The 19,559-nt window shown below is 62.0% G+C and carries 17 protein-coding genes; 12 read left to right on the forward strand and 5 right to left on the reverse strand.

Features of this window, described 5'->3' with window-relative positions; translation table 11 throughout:
* The first annotated feature begins 2 nt into the window (after positions 1–2).
* On the forward strand, positions 3–1,127 hold the full coding sequence (locus GH665_RS29345) for an alpha/beta hydrolase family protein (protein ID WP_153140700.1): 1,125 nt from the start codon (positions 3–5) through the stop codon (positions 1,125–1,127).
* A 23-nt stretch (positions 1,128–1,150) separates the two neighbouring features.
* Here GH665_RS29345 and GH665_RS29350 read toward each other — a convergent pair whose 3' ends face one another.
* Positions 1,151–2,644: an MDR family MFS transporter gene (locus tag GH665_RS29350; protein WP_153140701.1), complete on the reverse strand. Its 1,494-nt coding sequence runs from the start codon at positions 2,642–2,644 to the stop codon at positions 1,151–1,153.
* A gap of 235 nt (positions 2,645–2,879) precedes the next feature.
* Between GH665_RS29350 and GH665_RS29355 the strand changes: the two genes are divergently transcribed.
* The 4 genes from GH665_RS29355 (at position 2,880) to GH665_RS29370 (ending at position 5,554) form a co-directional block, all read left to right on the forward strand.
* Entirely contained in the window at positions 2,880–3,140 is a 261-nt protein-coding gene (locus GH665_RS29355; RefSeq protein ID WP_153140702.1) for a DUF1488 family protein, read from the forward strand.
* A gap of 231 nt (positions 3,141–3,371) precedes the next feature.
* On the forward strand, positions 3,372–3,680 hold the full coding sequence (locus GH665_RS29360; protein ID WP_153140703.1) for a DUF4148 domain-containing protein: 309 nt from the start codon (positions 3,372–3,374) through the stop codon (positions 3,678–3,680).
* Between the two features lie 443 nt (positions 3,681–4,123).
* Entirely contained in the window at positions 4,124–4,759 is a 636-nt protein-coding gene (locus tag GH665_RS29365) for a carbonic anhydrase (protein ID WP_153140704.1), read from the forward strand.
* Positions 4,760–4,876: 117 nt separating this feature from the next.
* Positions 4,877–5,554, forward strand: a complete 678-nt coding sequence (locus GH665_RS29370; RefSeq protein WP_153140705.1) for a type 1 glutamine amidotransferase domain-containing protein — start codon at positions 4,877–4,879, stop codon at positions 5,552–5,554.
* Positions 5,555–5,600: 46 nt separating this feature from the next.
* On the opposite strand, the gene GH665_RS29375 is transcribed toward GH665_RS29370, so the two are convergent.
* Entirely contained in the window at positions 5,601–6,182 is a 582-nt protein-coding gene (locus GH665_RS29375) for an alpha-ketoglutarate-dependent dioxygenase AlkB family protein (protein WP_153140706.1), read from the reverse strand.
* A gap of 121 nt (positions 6,183–6,303) precedes the next feature.
* Here GH665_RS29375 and GH665_RS29380 point away from each other — a divergent pair, with 121 nt between their 5' ends.
* On the forward strand, positions 6,304–6,663 hold the full coding sequence (locus GH665_RS29380) for a BON domain-containing protein (protein WP_246216407.1): 360 nt from the start codon (positions 6,304–6,306) through the stop codon (positions 6,661–6,663).
* A 77-nt stretch (positions 6,664–6,740) separates the two neighbouring features.
* On the opposite strand, the gene GH665_RS29385 is transcribed toward GH665_RS29380, so the two are convergent.
* Positions 6,741–9,056 (reverse strand): PA14 domain-containing protein, encoded by a 2,316-nt coding sequence (locus GH665_RS29385; protein ID WP_246216408.1) that lies wholly within the window; start codon positions 9,054–9,056, stop codon positions 6,741–6,743.
* Between the two features lie 308 nt (positions 9,057–9,364).
* On the opposite strand from GH665_RS29385, the gene GH665_RS29390 reads away from it, so the two are divergent.
* The 6 genes from GH665_RS29390 to GH665_RS29415 all read left to right on the forward strand — a co-directional run bounded on the left by GH665_RS29390 (position 9,365) and on the right by GH665_RS29415 (position 17,612).
* Positions 9,365–10,264, forward strand: coding sequence for a DMT family transporter (locus tag GH665_RS29390; protein WP_153140707.1), 900 nt, complete (start codon positions 9,365–9,367; stop codon positions 10,262–10,264).
* Between the two features lie 337 nt (positions 10,265–10,601).
* Entirely contained in the window at positions 10,602–11,561 is a 960-nt protein-coding gene (locus GH665_RS29395) for a DUF4148 domain-containing protein (RefSeq protein ID WP_167531027.1), read from the forward strand.
* Positions 11,562–12,139: 578 nt separating this feature from the next.
* Positions 12,140–13,285: a porin gene (locus GH665_RS29400; RefSeq protein WP_153140709.1), complete on the forward strand. Its 1,146-nt coding sequence runs from the start codon at positions 12,140–12,142 to the stop codon at positions 13,283–13,285.
* 223 nt (positions 13,286–13,508) lie between these two features.
* Positions 13,509–14,663, forward strand: coding sequence for an epoxide hydrolase family protein (locus GH665_RS29405; protein ID WP_153140710.1), 1,155 nt, complete (start codon positions 13,509–13,511; stop codon positions 14,661–14,663).
* Positions 14,664–14,882: 219 nt separating this feature from the next.
* A complete protein-coding gene (locus GH665_RS29410) occupies positions 14,883–16,241 on the forward strand; it encodes a sigma-54 dependent transcriptional regulator (protein ID WP_153142356.1) in 1,359 nt (452 codons plus the stop codon).
* Between the two features lie 420 nt (positions 16,242–16,661).
* Positions 16,662–17,612 carry a hypothetical protein gene (locus GH665_RS29415; RefSeq protein ID WP_153140711.1) on the forward strand — a complete coding sequence of 317 codons (951 nt, stop codon included), beginning with the start codon at positions 16,662–16,664 and terminating at the stop codon, positions 17,610–17,612.
* Positions 17,613–17,711: 99 nt separating this feature from the next.
* Here the strand turns inward: GH665_RS29415 and GH665_RS29420 are convergent, their stop codons facing one another.
* Positions 17,712–18,479 carry a YkgJ family cysteine cluster protein gene (locus GH665_RS29420; RefSeq protein ID WP_153142357.1) on the reverse strand — a complete coding sequence of 256 codons (768 nt, stop codon included), beginning with the start codon at positions 18,477–18,479 and terminating at the stop codon, positions 17,712–17,714.
* A gap of 135 nt (positions 18,480–18,614) precedes the next feature.
* Entirely contained in the window at positions 18,615–19,520 is a 906-nt protein-coding gene (locus GH665_RS29425) for a LysR family transcriptional regulator (protein ID WP_153140712.1), read from the reverse strand.
* Positions 19,521–19,559: the final 39 nt, after the last annotated feature.

Raw genomic sequence — 19,559 nt, forward strand, 5'->3', positions numbered from 1 at the left:
TCATGTTTCGTTTCTGCTGTGCCGCCTTCGCGTGTTCGGTGGCCTTGTTGTGGGCAGACGCCGCCGCGCCGGCCGATCCGCCCGCCTGGCATGTGGGTGAGGCCGCGCGTGTGTTTCATCCTGCCACGGTGCGTAACTGGCGCGGGGCTCGGACCCAGGCGCTGGTGACGACCATCTGGTATCCGGCCGATCCGGCGAGCCCGGAACTCGCCCATGATCTTGGCGCGCCGGGGCGCCCGCTGTTTCATGGGCACCCGGCCATCGTGGATGCGCCGCTGTCGAGCGCGCGAGCGAAGTATCCGCTGCTCGTGCTGTCGCACGGCACCGGCGGCAGCGCGGACAGTCTCGACTGGCTGGCCTCGGCGCTCGCGGCCCAGGGCTATATCGTGGCGGGCGCCAATCATCCCGGTAACAACGCATTGGAGCCGATGACCCGCGATGGCTTCATGCTCTGGTGGGAGCGCGCCACGGACGCGAGCGAAGTGCTGGACGGCGTCCTTGCCGATCCGATGCTGGGCCCGCATGTCGATCGTGACCGGATCGGCGCCGTAGGTTTCTCGCTCGGTGGGTACACGGTTCTCGAACTGGCCGGCGCGCGAACCAATTTGCCGGCCTTCGAGCGTTTCTGCTCGGGGCCGCAGGCCGATGCGATCTGTCATCCGCCGGAAGCCGCCAGAATCCACGAGGACCCTCACGCACCGCCGTTGACACTCGCCACGCTTTCGCCGGAAACGAAGGCGTCCCGGGACCGCGCCGGCGATTCGTACCGGGATGCGCGCGTCAAGGCGGTCTTTGCGATCGCGCCGGCGCTAGGCGAGGCTTTCGATAGCCACTCGTTCGCGGACGTCGACATTCCCGTCTCGCTGCTCGCGGGCGAGGCCGACGTGACCGCGCCGGTGGACACCAACATTCACCGCATCGCGGGTTTGCTGCCGAAGGCAAGCGTCACGATGGTGCCGGGCGCGTCGCACTACACCTTTCTCGACACCTGCCTGCCCGGTGTAATGGATCGTCTTGCGACTATCTGCAAGGACAATCCAGGTGTCGATCGGGATGCTGTACACGCGCAAACGGCCCAAAGGGCGATCGATTTCTTCGCCACCGCGTTGCCGGCGAGTGGCGCGTAGCGCCACGTATCACGCAGCGGCGCTCAATCCTCGAGTGGCGACAACGCTTCAAGCGGAATCTGCTTCGTCGGCCCGATGGAGATGGGCGGCACGAAACTGAGCAGCACGACCACAAAAATCGCAATCGCGAAGATCGAGATGAAAGTCAGGTGCAGCGATTGATGCAGCACCATGCGGATCATGTCGCTGTCGGCGAGACTCGTCACCTGATTCTGCAGCAGCGCTTTTAACTGATCCGAGGTGACCACGGCCACATCCTTCGAGTGGCTGAGGCCGAAGTTGAGCACCGCGCCGAACAACGTTGCGCCCAGCGTGCTGCCGAGATTGCGAGAGAAAAGATTCGATGCGGTCGCGCTGCCGCGTTCGTCCATCTTGACGATCTCCTGGATCAGCACGAGCGAGCTGACGCTCGACGTGCCCATGCCGAAGCCCATGATGAGCGAGCCGAACGCCGCGATGAGCGGTGAGCCGCCAGGCTGCAGGAACAGCAGCAACACCGCGCCGAGCGGCACGAAAGCGCTGCCGCCGATCAGAATGCGCCGCAAGCCGATGCGGTGAAATGACTTCGCCGCGAGCGTCGCGCCCGCCGGCCAGCCCACCATCATCATCGTGAGCGCAAGACCCGCGACCACGGGCGAACGGTGCAGCACGCCTTGAACATACATCGGCAGGAAGGTGGTGGCGCCCATCAGGATCATGCCGGCCAGCACGGTGGCGGCATTGCACGCCGCAATCGGCCGTCGGCTCCAGAGCGCGAACGAGATCATCGGCTCAGCCGCGCGGCGTTCCTGGAACACGAACAACAGCAGGCACAGCATGAACGCGCCACCGGCGAGCGAGGCTTTGACGAGGTCGTCGTCGCCTGCGTAGGTCAGCGCCATCATCAGTGCCGCGATCGCCGCCATGAAGAGCGCCGCGCCCGCGAAATCGATCGACGGCCGCGCGTGCCGTTCCGATTCGCGCAGGAACGCAATGAAGCCGGCTGCCGAAGCAAGGCCGATCGGCACGTTCATCCAGAAGATCCACGCCCACGACAGATTGTGAATGATGAAGCCGCCCACCATCGGCCCGACCACCGCTGAAATCGCCCACACGCTGGCGAGATAACCCTGCACCTTGCCGCGTTCGCGCGCCGGATAGAGATCGGCGACGATGGTCAGCGTGACCGGCTGGATCGCGCCCGCGCCGACCCCCTGGATCAGACGGAACACGATCATCGCGGGCATCGACCACGCGAAGCCGGCCAGCACCGAACCGAGCAGAAAGATCGCGATGCCGGCGAGCATGACCGGCTTGCGTCCGTACAGATCGGCAAGCTTGCCGAACACCACGGTCATCGCGGTTTGCGTCAGCAGGAACGACGAGAAGACCCAGCTATACAGATGCAGATCGCCGAGTTGCGCGACGATCTGCGGCATGGCGGTGGAAACGATGGTGGCTTCAATGGCGACCATTGCCATTGAAGCCATGACGGCGGCAATGACTAAACGACGCGACGATTGCGGGCTGCGGGACATGGGGGCGGTAGTATTAGGATGTTGGAGGCGTCTGACGGCATAACAGGCACACGCATGCCGCGACGCATAAGCGCGGCCGCCCGAAGGCGGCCGATCTCGAGTATGCACCTTGCGGAGAATGTGTGCTGAACGCGGCTAGCGGCGGCGCAGGTCAGTCCGGTATTGAAGTGGTACCGGAACGGCTTGGCATGGCCATTGCGGCATCAGCATTACTTTCGCCAAATGGAGGGTCATTATGAGGATCGAATTCACCGGACGCCGTGAAGTGGTGGCAGCGGCGCGCGTCGCCTTCGAAGCCAATGTCGATGGAGCCGACGTCTGGTGCAGCGTGTCGCTGGACGCGCTGAATAGTCATTTCGGCAACGAGGGACCGTCGGCCCACGATCTGGTCGGGACCTTCGAGGCCAATCGCGCGCGGATTGAAAATGCTACGCGGCGCGTCCTCGAAAAAAACGGGGGACGGTCAGTGGAACTCGAAACCGGGGATTTCAACTGAGCCCTGAGCGGCCCAAATCCTGACACGGGAGGGCGGTCCGGCATCTGTGCGCCGGGCCCGCTCTGATTGCTTTTCGCCAGCGCACCGGCTGATTTCTCCAGATTCAACAACAATCCCTTCGATGAGCGCCCGTTACTCCGTGCGGAATCGGCGCCTATATTGGGTTCAGCGGTCACGACGAGTATGAGTCCACTGACCGCCCACCCTCAATCATCGGAGTTTGTTTTTACCATGAAGTCTTTGATCCAGGCCGTCGTTATCGTTGCTTCGCTTACCGCTTCGGCCACCGTTTTTGCGCAATCGAATTCCCGCATCACCCGTGAGCAGGTGCGTGCCGAACTGATCCAACTCCAGCAGGCGGGGTATCACGTCGGTGACGGCGACCAGGCGCATTATCCTGATGCGATTCAGGCTGCGCAGGCACGAATTGCCGCCCGCAACAGCGACTTGAGCGGCTACGGTGGCAACGCCGCGGGCTCGTCGCAAAGCGGTCGTCCGGCGGTATCGGCCGCGGACTGGAATGCGATGTACGGCCATTAAACCGTGAGCTTTGCCGAAAACGCGGCGAGGATTGACTGACCTGGTTGTGTTGCGCTTATGCGTGTTGATGCGTGTTGCCATGTGGCGATGCAGCAATGCAGCAATGCGATAGCGCGCATTAGCGCAACGCGTTCGGGTTTTCGCCGCGAAGCCGGCGAGCGGTGGAGAGCGGAGAAGATCGGTGGAAAGGACTCTTCCAGAGTCGCGTGTACATCCGCTGCGTCTGCGCAGGTACAGTATTTATGCCCGCACGGTTTCCGGTGTGCGGACGAGAGAGTTGGCCCCGGCTGGTAACAGCCGGGGTTTTTTTGTTTGCGGCTTGCTTGCCGCCGGATGAAACGGCAGCCGCGACTGCGGTATAGTCCCGCGAACCGATCGCAGACACGCCTTGGACCTTTGCCGCAGTTCCGGCAGGCTGAGGCTTTGACTATCCGGAGAAAGTCGTGAAAGAAATCATCGAAGGGCTCATCCGCTTCCAACGCGAAGTCTTCCCGCAACAAAGCGCCTTGTTCAAGCGTTTATCGACCGCGCAAAGTCCGAGCACGCTGTTCGTGACCTGCTCGGATAGCCGGGTCGTTCCCGAATTACTGACCCAGGTGGAGCCCGGCGCGCTGTTCGTCATTCGCAACGCGGGCAACATCGTGCCGTCATACGGTCCCGAGCCGGGCGGGGTATCGGCCACGGTCGAATACGCAGTGGCGGTACTCGGCGTGCGGGATATTGTGATTTGCGGTCACTCCAATTGCGGGGCAATGACGGCAATCTGCACATGCAAGAACCTCGACCATCTGCCGGCAGTGGCAGGCTGGTTGCGTCACGCCGACGCGGCGAAAGCGATCAACGCGTCACGAACCTACGCATCGGATGCCGAGCGTCTCGACGCACTGGTCAAGGATAACGTGATGGCGCAACTCGCGAACATCCGCACGCATCCGTGTGTGGCCGTGGGTCTGGCAAACAAAACGGTGCGGCTGCACGGCTGGATCTTCGATATCGAAAGCGGCACGATGCTCGCGCTCGATGGACGCACAGGACAGTTTTTACCCTTGGTGGACAACCCGGAAATTTATGTTGTCTAGCGTGAGCGGGATGCTTCTGCGGGCCGGATAGCCGCCTATACTGCCAGAACGCGCGGAGCCGGCCATCCCGCTGCACGGCTCGGCGCAACGCGAACTGAATCGACTCGCGAGGTTTCCATGAAAATCCTGGTGGTGCTGACTTCACACGACCAACTCGGCAATACCGGCCGGAAGACTGGTTTCTGGCTCGAAGAGTTTGCCGCGCCGTATTACGTGTTCAAGGATGCCGGCGCCGAGATGACGCTCGCTTCGCCCAAAGGCGGCCAGCCGCCGCTCGACCCGAAGAGCGATGATCCCGATGCGCAGACCGATGCGACGCGCCGGTTCGGCAAGGATAAGGACGCGCAAGCCGCGTTGGCGAATACCGTAAAACTTTCCACCGTGTCGGCTGCGGACTACGACGCGGTGTTCTATCCCGGCGGTCACGGACCGTTATGGGATCTCGCTGAAGACCCGCATTCGATTGCGCTGATCGAAGCGCTCTATGCCGCCGGAAAACCGGTCGGCGCCGTATGCCACGCGCCCGCCGTGCTACGTCATACGAAGCTGGCGGATCAAGCGCCGCTCGTGCGTGACAAACCGGTTACCGGTTTTTCCAATTCCGAAGAAGCGGCGGTCGGTCTTACCGACGTCGTGCCTTTCCTTGTCGAAGACATGTTGAAGAAGCATGGCGGACGTTATTCGAAGGGGCCGGACTGGCAGTCGCATGTGGTGATCGCGGGCAATCTGATTACGGGGCAAAATCCCGCTTCGTCGGAAGCGGCGGCCAAGGCGTTGCTTGCGAAGCTCGGTTAGCGGCAGGCTCAGCGGGCTTAACGGGCTCAATCGGCTTCAACCCGCCTCAACCCGCATAGCAGCGAAACGCGAGGCTGATACGCGGCTCGGTCACGCCCGCCAGTTTGGGAATGCCGTGCTCGTGCGTGAATTGCGAGGCGTAGCTCATGACGATGCAACTGCCTGGCTCCAACTCCACATGCACGATCCGGCCAGAACCCGCCTTTGGCCGGATCGACATACGGCGGCACGTGCCGAGCGAGACGATGGCAATCGGCTGGCCCGGTAACAGTTTTTCGGTTTTGTCGCCATGGAGCGCAACGCTGTCGTTGCCGTCGCGATAGAGATTCAGACCGACGCGATTGAATGGCGCGCCCAACAGTGCGCGCACGGCCTCGAATGCTTCGCCAAGCGGCGCAGGCAGATCTTCAGCTTCGCGGGTGAAAGTGGCGAGCAGGCGCGGCACCGCCACTTCCCGGTCGTACATCATGCGCTGCTGGCTGATCCAGCAGATATTTTCAAGTGACTGCTCGAACCACTGTTGCGCGGCAATTGCGGGGATCGAATCAGGTAGATATCGAATTCCGCCTTCCGCGTCATTGACGAGGGACACGGGTTCGGGGGCAAACAGGCCTGGCTGGAACACCATGATTCAAACCTTGCGGAGCGATAGCCCGGACACGAAGCAATGGGCCATCCATAAAGGTCATTATACTGTGTTTTTATACAGTGTTTTGAGGTCGGGCCGCGCATTTCCACCGGACATCCACGTGAACCGCAAACGAGTATCCGGTCTGTTAGCAGTCGTGTGCATGACGGCGGCGTTTTCGGCCTGCGTGCAAACCGGGGATGGGACGTCGAACGCCGGCGTGCCGCCCGCAATGACAAGCGGTAAAACCGGGTCGCAGTCCGACGACAATCTCGCGATAGCAGTCCGGCGAGCACTCGACAAGGCCCCAGGTTTCAATGTGGCGGGCGTATTCGTGCGTGCACGCGACGGCGCGGTGATCTTGAGCGGCACGGTGCATAGCGCCGACCAGATCCGGCAGGCGGAGCAGATCGCCCGAACCGTGCCGGGTGTGCTGGTCGTGGTGAACAAGCTCACGCTGTGGCACGGCGGTAACGGCTGAACCCGCGGATTGACGAAACCACCAGTCGGCAGTTGTTGCAGGCTGCCGCGCTGCCGACTGGCGCAACGATCGCTCCGTTAGTTCGATGTCACGAGGGAATCCGACGGTACGATCCTCAGTGCCCCCGGGTTCTTCGCCATTGGGCTCGACCACGACAGGTGCATGCTCGCCGGGCCCGACCCGTGCACATACTCCACCTTGATCGAGGCGCGCTGCTTCGCGGTGAGCCAGGTGGTGCCGCTCACCGTGGCCAGTGTCGAGGTCTTCTTGTTGATGACCCGCACCCCGTTGATCCACAGGCGTGCAACGTTGTCGCTATTGATCGAGAACGTGTAGAGCCCGGTTCTGGCGGCCTCGATTGCGCCGGTCCACCGCACGCCATAACCGGTCGCGTTGACGCCCGCGGAGGCATCAGGCGAATCGGTGCCGCGTTCGGTATTCAGGTCGAAGTCGATCAACGGCGTGACCGAGGTCTTGACCGGCGCGCTGTTGAAAGTCGGATCGTTGTAGTAGCCGACTTGCAGCACCGGCAGCTTCACATCGAAGCCGCCCGTCAAGGCCTGGACCTCCGACGTCTGCCACGGGTGACCATCCGGATAGATCGTCCCCTGGAAGGGCGTGGCCGGTTCGACGGTGGCGGGCGCGCTCGGCACCTGACCCCAGTGGAAGCGCGTATTGGTGCGGCCGATCATCAGTTCCCACACGACGAAGCCCGTCGTGCCGCCGTAGTTCGACACAATGCCCGGCATCGTCTGTCCCGTCGTGCCGGGGAAGCCGCGCTGCAGCGTTTCGGAATTCAAGGCGCTGACATTGCTGCCGTTCACCGGTCCCGTGTACGGGTTGTTGTACGGATGGAACGCATAAAAGTCCGAGAAATACGTGCCTTCGTCCTCCTGCACCTGGGGCGAATTGATCGGCTGCGTCGCACCCGCATTCAGAATCGCGATGCGCGCGTCGTTCATCATCACGGCGCGGGTTTGCTGCAACGAACCGTTGCCGCTGCAACCCGGTTCGTTCATCGGCTCCCAGAAAATGATGCGCGGGTCGTTGCGGTGCGGTGCGACGAAGTCGGTGATGTAGCTCGCGAGACTCGCCTTATACGTGGTGCCGGCATTGGCCGCTGTGGGCTGGAAGTACGCCTGCTCGACCGGCGTGCCTGGCGACTGCACCCACTGACTGTTATGCACGCCCCAGATCGGCGCGGGTTGCGGACCATACGCGGGCGTCGGGTTCCAGCAGTCGTCGTAGAAGATCGGCGAGACCTTGATGCCATGCCGCGCGGCGATCTTCAGCAGGTTTTCGAACTTGCTAAGGAATGCGACGCGATCGTTCGCCCACACGAGGTAGTGCAGATACACGGCAATGGTGTTCATGCCGTATGTCTGCGCATACGTCAGCTCGCGATTGACGATCTCGGGGTCGTAGTTCTCCCAGAAGTCGATCGCGTTCACCGCGTTGGACGGCGTGTAGACCGCGCCGACCACCTTCGAGAAATCGAAGCTGGGCGACGTAACGGTCGGATAGGTGCGGATCGTGATGTTGCTGAAGCTCGCGCCGACGCCGAATCGCCGCAGCCCGAAGCTGCCCGACTGGAAGGCCGCGGGGAGCGCGTTGGTGGCGTCGTTGACGCTGATCACGCGCTGCTGGTCGAGATCGACGGTGATGGCCGTGCCGCTCGTCGTGACTTTCAGGTGGTGCGTGCTGCCGCCCACGATCGTGCTCATCGGGTACGCGATGAAACTCGTCCAGTTGTTGTTTTCCCTGCCGACCTGCAGCACGTGCGAACCCGTATCGAGGCCGATGTAATAACCGGTCAGGCTATCCGGGCCGCCTGCGGTGGGGTTCGTCGTGCGGACAATAAAGCCGGCGTTCGCCGCGCCGCTGCCCACCGGCGCGCTGACCGTCACATCCGCTTCGTAAGACGCCGTGGCATAGGTGCTGGCGAGCGCAACGGTTTTGTCGCCGGCGCCAGTGCCGTTGGTGGCCGGCGGGGGAATCGTGATGGTCGAACTGCTCGAACCGGGCTGCCAGCCTTGGGTCGACCCCGGCGCGAGGTAACTCGTGAAGTCGCCGAAGTTGAGGGTCGTGGTGGAAACCGGCGTGGGCGGGGGTGGTGGCGTGTACGGCGGAAGGTTGAGGGTGGGGTCGGCGATCACGAGCGGCGGCGTCGTTGTCTTCATCCCGAGGGGGATGGTCTTTGCCGTCCTGAACTCGGCTTCCACGTTGGCCGTATCCGCCAGCGCCGCTGCCGAGGCCGCGGCTGCCCCCGACGCTGCTGAGGAATCGACTGCTGCGATCTGCCTGTTCGCCGACGCGGCCACGTCTGGCGAACCATCATTGCCGCCGCAAGCGCCCAGCATGGCGAGCGTTGCCAGCACAAAGTAATTGCGCACCTGTATCTCCTGATGTCCCCGCTTAATTGATGGTCATAATTATTATTAAATACGCATAGGGCCTCAGACAACGGGCCTAGACCCTATGGATACGGAAATCGATATGAATAATATTATTAGTTTGCGAGACCTGTATCGGTACTTACCCGGAATGGCGTAAACGCGGGGTAGAGGGTCTGACGGGGGCGCAGCCGATGCTGGCGGCGCAAAGGAGGCGCAGCAGGCATAATCCGTTTTCCGATTACGCAACCCTTTCATTGGGGTGCAACCCAGGCGGCGCGCCGCCTGGTGCGCTGTCAGGAAAACTCATGCCGCCCATCACTGCAGTTCGGAACACCGCCGTGCCGCTGCGCAGCATTGCGCTGATCCTCGTCTCGATGTTCTGCTTCGCGCTGGTCGACGCGCTGGCGAAGTCGGTGGCGCTCGCCTATCCGGCCAATGAAGTGACCTTTTTCCGGATGCTGTTCGGCCTCTTGCCTGCCATCGCGGTTTGCCTGCGCGGCAAACCGCTCATCGAGCGTCTCAGGCATATGGATGTGCGTGGGCAGACCGTACGCGCGCTGACCTTGCTCGGTGCTTCAGGATTGTTCTTTGCCGGACTGCCTTATGTCCCGCTCAGCGAAGCGGTGGCGATCGTCTACTCGGAGACTTTGCTGGTGATCGTTCTGGCGCCGCTTATTCTGAAGGAGACGCTCAAGCCACGCGATGCGCTGGCCGCCGCGATCGGTTTTGTCGGCGTACTTTTCGTGGTGCGGCCGGACGGTTCGCATTCGAGTTGGCTCGGCCCGGTCCTGCTGATTGCGAGCGCGTTTTGCGGCGCGTTGTCGATCATTCAGATCAAGCGGATTCGTGCCACCGACGATTCGGGCACCACAGTGCTGTATTTCACGGTGATCGGCACGATCGTCACCGGGGCGTCGCTATTCTTTGCATGGCGCACGCCATCGCGCGAGGCGCTCGTGGTGATGGCCTTGCTGGGCGGGTTTGCCACCGCAGGGCAGTTGCTGATGACGATGGCATTCCGACAGGCCGACGCCGGTGCGCTCGCGCCGTATAACTACACCAGCATCGTGTGGGCCGCGTTATTCGGCTATGTCGCGTGGGGCGAGACGATCGGCGGCATGTCGCTGCTCGGCATTGCCTTGATTGTCGGCAGCTCGATTGTGGTTGCGGTGCGTGGCAAGCAGGCGGAAGGGCCACTCGTGTAGGCATGCACCGGGCTCACCGCATGCGCCGGATTCAAACGCTGAATTCAAATTCGCTGCTGATTGCTTCGCAGTTCAAACAATCGTCCTAGAAATGGCTGGCCAGCAAGCTGGCTTTTTCGGACAACACGCCAGGCACATGCGGACAGATCGATGTTTGGCGGCTATAAATAGCACATAGCACGCATCCAGCTTGCACTCCTATTCGTACGTGACTGTACCGGCCCGAACATGCGGTCGTTGCGGCGGCATCGATTAATTCGCTACGAACCCTCTGATGAATTCGGGCACGTTTGCGATACCGCGAACGCGCACGTCCACGATTCGAGAGGGAGACGTCATGATTATCGAATCCAGCAAGATCGTTCTCACGAGCCTGATTGTCGGCACGCTTGGGATCGTGGCTTATATTTCGCAGTCGGATAAAAACTGGCTACCGGCGGACGACCTGGGTCTCGAGCACGGAAATACTTTGGCTCGTGACGCAGGCGGCGACACGAACAGCGGTTCGGTGAGTTCGGGACCCGTCCTGACATCCGGCGGCTCGGCGGCAGCTATTGCCGGGAATCTCGACGCGGCGCGCCACAGTCTGCAGCGCAACGACCTGGTCGCCGCGCAAGCGCAACTGGACGCGGTACGGCCGGCACATCGGGGCGACGATCAGGTTCGCGCGCTGCAAAGAGAAGTAGCGGCGCGCATGGAGCAGGCACAGCAAGCGCAGGCCGCCGTGCAGGTGCGGAAGCCAACGCGGCAAGGGATGAAGCCGGCTCACTCTGCGTCGCTGTCTTCCAGCAACACGGTCCGTTCTCGTGAACGTCACGTGGCGACGCGCGAACAGTCGAAGCGCGTGCCAACCAGTTATGCGAAGACCCGGTGGAATCCTGAAACAGCGGTGACTACGGTTGACGCGGGCAGCGTGTTGAGCGGGGTGGCGAGTGCCGTTGGTGCTCCTGCAACTGGACGCGCATTACCCTCCGTTCCAGCTAGGGTCGCGGAAATCTCTAACGTGGCCGGTGCGCCCGCTGACTCAAAGCCGACCGTGCCAGCGTCAACTGCGCAGCCCGTACCGCGAGCCGAGCTAACCGCGCAAACCGCATCGGCACAATCGGCGCAATGGGGGCCTCAACTCGCGCCCGCTGCCGGCACGTCGGCGAATTCAGAAGCTGGGGCGAAAACACGCGCACAGGTGCGTGCGGAAATCGCCCGTGCCCGTGCCGACGGCGCTCTGCCTGCGTTCGGCAATCCGGACCCGGCCGGACCCGGCGGCGCACCGAGCCTGACCCTCGCGCCGCGTCCTTGAAGCGTTGCGCGGGCAACAGCATCCGCGGCACTTTGGATTCGTAGGCAGACATCGCAGCAAGCTCCTCTCGATGAGTAAGGGCAGGGGTTTCATTTATCCGGCTTGTGAGCACGGCGTGTTGCGAGGTGGTTGGCGGATGCAGTTCATTCGTCTTTTCTGCCAGGCAGGCGATTTTCTTTTGATATTTAAAATTGGCAATGAGCATTTGCGATTGCCGCAATAATAGACTGAATATGTTAATTTTACTTCAAAGATATTCCAATTAATTTCAGCGGGAATTAATTGGAATTGAAAGTTGAGTAATATGAGTTGTTTGGGAGGTTTCTGCTTCAGTCGCGCGCCGGCCTGACTCTTCGATGTGGCAATTAAATCAGATACTTGATGTGTAATCGCACGTCGCGCGTTCCCCTTTTAATTTTCCACAGAGGCTGGCCGTTCCGGTGAAATGATCAGCAATCTAAAAAATCAGTCACGTCGCATAATAGCAACATCGTAATTAACTGAAAAACAGTATTTCTATCAGTGGGATATTCTCCGCCACTCGATAGCATCCGCTATTGAAATCCGGAGAGAAATCAATGAATAAATTCGTATTGTCGGGCCTCTCGCTCGCACTCGTCGGCGCCGCGGGTGCCGCCCACGCACAAAGCTCGGTTACGCTGTACGGGTTGATCGACACGGGTCTCACCTACACCAGCAACTCGGGAGGCAGCGCAAACTACCAGCAGGCCAGCGGCATGCTCAATGGCGACCGTTGGGGCCTGCGCGGTTCGGAAGATCTGGGCAACGGCCTGAAGGCGATCTTCGTGCTGGAGAACGGCTTCAATCTGTCGACCGGCAAGCTCGGTCAGAACGGTCGCGAATTCGGCCGTCAGGCGTACGTCGGTTTGGCGAGCGACCAGTTCGGCTCGGTTACGCTCGGTCGCCAGTACGACAGCGTGGTCGACTATCTCGCGCCGCTCGCACTGAACGGCACGCAATACGGCGGCACGCTCGCATCGCACCCGTACGACAACGACAACCTGAACAACTCGGTGCGGATCAACAACGCCGTCAAGTTCCAGAGCGTCGATTACGGCGGCTTCAAGTTCGGCGCCTTGTACGGCTTCTCGAACGCGGCGGGCAGCTTCGCCGATAGCCGCGCCTATAGCGTCGGCGCATCGTACGCGTTCGGCGGCCTGAAGTTCGCCGCGGGCTACCTGCAACTGAACGGCGGCGGTTCGACGACCAACTCGAGCGGCGCCGTGGCAAGCGGCGACTCCACCTTCAACGCGGGCCTGCAGCGTACCTATGGCGCAGGCGTGAACTATGCGTTCGGCGCGGCCAACGTCGGCCTGGTATTCACGCAGACGCAACTGAGCAACGCCACGTCGATCGGATCGTCGGCGTCGGGCACGAGCAGCGGATTTGCGCTGACTGCCGGCAGCGCGCGCTTCACGAACTATGAAGTGAACGCACGTTATGCATTCACGCCGGCATGGACGGTATCGGGCGCATATACATTTACCGACGCCAGTCTGAACGGCGCGAGCCCGAAGTACCAGCAGATCACGCTGCAAACCGACTATGCATTGTCCAAACGTACCGACGTGTATGTTGAAGCGGCGTATCAGCATGTCGGCAGCGTCGGCAATTCGGGCATTACTGCCGATATCGTCGGTGTGAGCCGCTCGTCGACCGACTCGCAGGTGGTCGGCACGGTGGGTATCCGTCACCGTTTCTAAACGGCCGGTGCAGAGGTAAGCAGAAAAGCCCGCATTTTGCGGGCTTTTCTGTTTTCGCTGACGAAGCGGTCCCGCCCTCATGCTCTCAGGCCGCTCATTGTGTACCATGCGGATTGCCGTGCCCGCTTTGTGCCTTCGCTGCCGCCGGGTGGAGGCGGCCAGCACGATGAAGGTCGAATGTGAAGCGCCCGTTATCCCCACACGCTGTGCCGGATGAACTGACATGCAGATAGAGCCGTTTCAGATTGCCGTGCCCGACGCCGACATAGACGATCTTCGCCGGCGTATTCGCGCAACCCGCTGGGCCCCGGCGACGCCATCGCCCGCGTGGCAGCAAGGCGCCGATTCCGCGTGGCTGCGCGAACTCGCGCAGTACTGGGCCGAGCGCTTCGATTGGCGGGAAGCCGAGCGCAAGTTGAATCGGCAGCCGCAATTTCTCGCGGAGGTCGAGGGGCAGCGCGTGCACTTCGTGCATCGGCGCGGGGTTGGCCCAGCGTGCTATCCGCTCGTCGTCACGCATGGCTGGCCCGGATCGTTTTTCGAGTTCCACGCGTTACTCGATCGCCTATGCGACCCGGCCGCCTTCGGCTGCGATCCGGCCGATGCGTTTGACGTCGTCGTTCCGTCGCTGCCCGGCTTCGGATTCTCGCAGGCTCCGACAGAGGCCGGTACATCCGCGTTTCAGGTGGCGGACCTGTGGGCCTCGCTGATGCGCGGTCTCGGTTATGAACGCTTTGGCGCCCAAGGCGGCGACCTGGGCGCGGGCGTCTCGATCGCGCTCGCGGCAAGGCATCATGAACGTGTCGATGGCATTCATCTCAACTTCCTGCCGAGCTCGTATGAGCCCGCAAGCGGCGCCGCGCAGACACCGCTCACGCCCGCGGAGGAAGCCTATCTGCGGCACAAGAACGAATGGGCCGCGCTCGAAGGCGGCTATGCGCACATGCACGGCACGAAACCGCAGACCGCGGCGGCGTCGCTAAACGATTCGCCGGTGGGGCTCGCCGCATGGATCGGCGAGAAGTTTCGCGCATGGAGCGATTGCGACGGCGACGTCGAGCGGGTGTTTTCGAAAGACGAGCTGCTCACCAATATTTCGCTTTACTGGTACACCCAGAGTATCGGCTCGTCGATGCAGATGTACTGGGAAAACCGGCTGCAACCGATGCGTTTCACCGAGGGGCCGCGCGTCGTGCCGCCGGTAGGATTTGCCTGCTTTCCGAAGGAAATCAACCAGCCGCCACGCACGTGGCTCGAGCGGACTTTCAACGTGGTGCAATGGAGCGACATGCCGGGCGGCGGCCATTTTGCCGCGCTGGAGAAACCGGATCTGCTCGCAACCGAGATTCGCAAGTTTTTCAGGAAGTTGAGGCACTAGGTGTCGATTCGATGGCATGATCGGTTCGGCGATGATGTGCCTGGCCGACATGGCCAGCGTGTGTTCCGAAGCGAATCTTCAAATATCGTCAGGGCGTATTGCGGTGCCCCGGCGGCCGCGTATGATCGGCAGGGCAACAAGAACAACGCAGTGACGCAGGTCTGAGCACAACGCGTCTCAGAGCAGGCTCTGCGGGAAAACTAAAAAACAATGCAGACAATGAAGGCCATTACGCGGCGTGTCATCTATTTCACGCGCGACGCTTCGCCAGAACTATTGGCGAGCTTCGAGGAACGCGATTGGGAGGTCGAGGTGATCGGCTCGGTTCGAGACGTGCGGCGAGCCGTGGACGATGGCTCGCTGGCGGCCGGACTGGTCGATCTGTCGAGCGTGTTCGACGTTCATGACATTGCCGCGCTGGAAGGCTGCCTGGCAATGCCGAACGTCGGCTGGGTCGCAATGACCGCCACGCCGGAGCTCGATGAGGCCGCCGTGCGCCGGCTGGTGCGCGACTACTGCTTCGATTATGTGACGCTCCCTGCCGCGAACGCCAGGATTGTCGATACCGTCGGCCATGCCTGCGGCATGATCGCGCTCGGCGAACCCGTGTTCGTCAATACGTCGATGGCGGAAGGCGAGATGATCGGTAACTGCGATGCCATGCTCGCGTTATTCCGCTCGATCCGCAAGGTCGCGACAACCGACGCGTCCGTCTTCGTTTACGGTGAATCCGGTACCGGCAAGGAGCTGACCGCGGCGGCGATTCACGCGCGCTCGCCGCGCCGTAGCGAGCCGTTCGTTGCCATCAACTGCGGCGCGATTCCGCCGCATCTGCTGCAGTCCGAGTTGTTCGGCTACGAGCGCGGCGCGTTCACGGGCGCGAGTCAACGCAAAATAGGGCGCGTCGAGGCCGCTCACGGCGGCACGCTGTTTCTCGACGAAATCGGTGACCTGCCGCTCGAAAGTCAGGCAAGCCTGCTGCGTTTCCTGCAGGAAAACACGATCGACCGCCTGGGCGGCATCGACTCGATCGATGTCGACGTGCGGATCATTTCCGCCACGCACGTCGATATGGAGGCCGCGATTAACGACGGGCGTTTCCGCGCGGATCTGTACCACCGCTTGTGCGTGCTGAGAATCGACGAGCCACCGCTGCGCGCGCGCGGCAAAGACATCGAACTGCTCGCGCTGTACACGCTGGACCGCTACCGGAAGGATGCGAGCCGGCGGGTGTACGGTTTTTCGCCGGACGCGATCGCAGCGATGCATCAATACGACTGGCCCGGCAATGTGCGGGAACTGATTAACCGGGTTCGCCGCGCGATTGTGATGTCAGAAGGGCGAACGATTGGTGCGGACGACCTCGAACTCTCCAACTACGTCGAGGTCGTGCCCGTGACGCTTGCGCAGGCGCGCGAGACGGCGGAGCGGCAAGCCATCGAACTCGCGCTGCTGCGCCATCGCGGGCGGCTCGGCGACGCCGCGCGCGAACTCGGCATTTCACGCACCACGCTGTACCGTCTGCTCATTTCGCACGGTATGCGCGAGGGGGAAGACAGCACCGTGGCCGAAAGCTGATGCGAAGATCGCGCGGCGTTGGCCAATCTGCCCAGCTAATGCACCCAGCTAATGCCCCCAAGTAAGTTATTCACGCAAATGTCAAAACACCGGATCGCTGCGCGTACTTTCGACCTCCCGAAAGCCGATTGACGGCGCCCGCGTTGCGTCTCGCTGGCTTTTGGCGGAAAGGGGATGCAAGGACGTGAAACGATAGCTCATACCTGATAGCCGCGGCCCGGTTCATCCGATTCCATCGCCGCGGATCATCACCCGGCTCGAGCGTGACGCCACCAGGGCGCGAGCCGCGGCACGACGGCTCTCGCACCACCTCGCGCGGGCTTCTGGCTTGCCGCCCGATACGACCTGTGGATCAATCCGCGAACGATTACGGCAGCGCTGGAAAAAGCGAACCGTCTCTCACACATGGTGAGGAACAACGTGAATCTTTTTCCTTGCACGCTGGTGTATGTGGATGTCGATGCGAATCCGGGGCCCAACTCGAGGAATCGCGATCCGCTGTCGTATGTGAGTCAGGCGATCTGCCTGAACAACAGCTTGCGGCAGGTCGGTATGCCGAAGCTGACCATCATGACCAATGCGCCGGCACTGGTCGCGTCGCGGCTCGACAAGGTGACGCCCGAGCGCCGGCCTGCACTGATGACCTTGAAGGCGACGATCGAGTTGCCGAAGAACACGCCGTTCTACGCCGCGCATTTCAAGCTGGATCTGATGGACCAGATAGCCGGTTGGCTGCCAGCCGACACGATGCTGTTGCTGCTCGACGCCGACATGGTCGCGCTGCTGCCGCTCTCGCGCGATCTGATCGGGCGCTGCGCTGAGGCGGGGCTCGGCGCCTTCGATATTTCGGATCAGGTATTTCCGCCGTACGGCAGCGAACGCGTTGTCGCGGATCTGGAAATCGTCGCGGACAGGCGGCTCAAAAATCCGCGCTGGTACGGCGGCGAGTTTCTAATGGCGACGCCCGCTGCATTGCGCCGGCTGGTGCCGCGCGCTCGCGCCAGCTACACCCGCTATATCAGCGAAATCGAGCGGCTCGGACATCACGGCGACGAAGCGTTCATTTCGGCGGCGCTCAATATCCTGGCCGACGAGGGGCAGGGCCTGATCGAAGTGGGCGCCTATCAGGCGGTGGGCCGCCATTGGCCGGGCAATAACTATCGGGACGTGCGCTGGTTTCGCTGCTGTTCGTTTGTCCACTTGCCAGGTGGTAAGGCGTTGCTGGAACGAGAAGCGCGTTTCGCGGATTTTGTGCCGGACCGCTTCTGGCGCCATATGCGACAGGCGCATCTGCGTGGCCGCGTGCGCCATGCACTGAAACGCATCGCCCGGTGGCTGAGTGTGGAGCGTCTGGCCACGCGGTCTGCCTGAGACTTGCACGGCGTGAAGCGTTAGGCCATCGCATTCTGCGGGGCACTACGGCAGCAGCGGGGTCTAACTGTGCGCGGGCATGTACCGGCGATTTTGCCTCTATGACGGCGGGAAAAAACCGTGATACCGGGCGTTGCCGGCAACGTTGGTTTCAACGAGGTGACCGGCCGCGCCTACCGACTGGAGCGTTTCAACGGTGCCAGTGCGATTCGACACGAAGGTCCACTGCGCGGCGGCGTCCTGCGACTGGCCGCTCGTGTGTATTTTGCGCAGGGCGCTCAACAGCGCCTCGCTATCCGGCGAAACCATGACAAAGCCCTCGTTCGCAAGCGCAGCCTCGTTCAGGCCGAGCTCGGTGCACACCTGCATACGCAGCGGCGCCTCGAGCTGATTCGCGCGACGCGACTGCTCGATCTGCTCGACGGTTACCGCATCGACAAGGATTCCCTGCCGGAGCAGCGGCTTGTTTTGCCACGCGTCAGGAGGACAGCCCTTGTTCTGCGGCGCCAACTCGACGAACGGATTGATTTCGGCGGGATAGATCCGGCAGACCAGCGGCCGTTGCTCGTAGATATTGCAGCGCATATCGGCGCGCAGATTGGGACAGGCTCCTTCGAATGCCGCGGCGAGCACGATCGAAATACGGACCGGCAAGCTTCCGCTCATGGCCTGTGACGACCGGGCCCGTTTGTATTCCGCTTGCGCATTGCCGGGTTCGGGCTCAACCGGCCACGGGATGGCCTCGCAAATGAGTTCCATCCGGCCGCCGCGCTCGAGCCACGCGATAGCCTCGGTAACCGTCAGCGCCAGGCGCAGGTCGTGGCAGCATTTGCCGCATTCAGTACATTCGAAATCGATGTCATTCATCATAAATCCCTCGCCGCGAAAGTCTACGCTGGCTTTAGTCGGACCAGATGAAAAATTCTGACAGCAAAGTCGATAAATTTTTGCGGCGAGTGGGTCGGGCAACCGGAGTCCGCGCCTCGCGCCCCCGAAGCATCCCTAGCTGTTGAGATCGGGATTCTTTTGCGCGATCTCGTGAACCCACTCGCTAAACACCCGCACGCACATGCTCTGCCGGCGGTGTGGATACAGCAGGGAGAGGGGCACGGACGGGCATGGGTAGGCGCCAAGAATTTCGCGCAACGCGCCGGCCTCGATCGCCTTCGCGACCATGAAGCGCGGCACCTGGATCATGCCGAATCCTTCGATCGCGAACCTCGCAAACACCAGTCCTTCGTTGACCGCGAGTGCGCCATCCAGTGATTTTCTGACCAGCACCCCGTCCACTTCGAACTCGAATGGGTAGACACGCCCCGTGCGCGCCGAAAAATAGTTGACGGCCCGATGGTGTTCGAGATCGTCGGGCGTGGCGGGCTCGCCCATCTGCTCGAGATACGCCGGCGCGGCACAGGTGGTCAAACGGACATTGCCAATCCGCCGCACGATGAGGTTTGAATCGTCGGGAGTCCCGATCCGGATCACGCAGTCCACGCCTTCCTGAATGAGATCGACGTTGCGGTCGGCCAGCCCCATCTTCACGGTGATGTCGGGGAAGCGCGTATTGAAATCGCGCATGACAGGCAGCAGCACGTTGGCGGCAAAGGTGGCGGACGTGTCGACGCGAATCGTGCCGCGCGGGTTTTGCCGCTTGCTCGACAACGCGGACTCGGCGCCGGAGACCTCGGCCAGAATGCGCGCGCAGTATTCGTAGTAGAGCGCGCCGTCGTCGGTGACCTGCACGCTGCGCGTGGTGCGATTCAGCAGGCGGACTCCCAGATGGCTCTCCAGATTCTGCACGAGGGTCGACACCGACGCGCGTGGCATTTCCAGCGAATCGGCCGCCCTGGAGAAGCTCGATGCGTCGACGACACGCTTGAACACCGCCATACCTTGAAGAATATCCATACCGGGTGGTTCCCTCGAATGTGGCCGATCCGCAGTCTA

The sequence above is a fragment of the Paraburkholderia agricolaris genome (genome assembly GCF_009455635.1).
In the GTDB taxonomy this organism is placed as follows: Bacteria; Pseudomonadota; Gammaproteobacteria; order Burkholderiales; family Burkholderiaceae; genus Paraburkholderia; species Paraburkholderia agricolaris.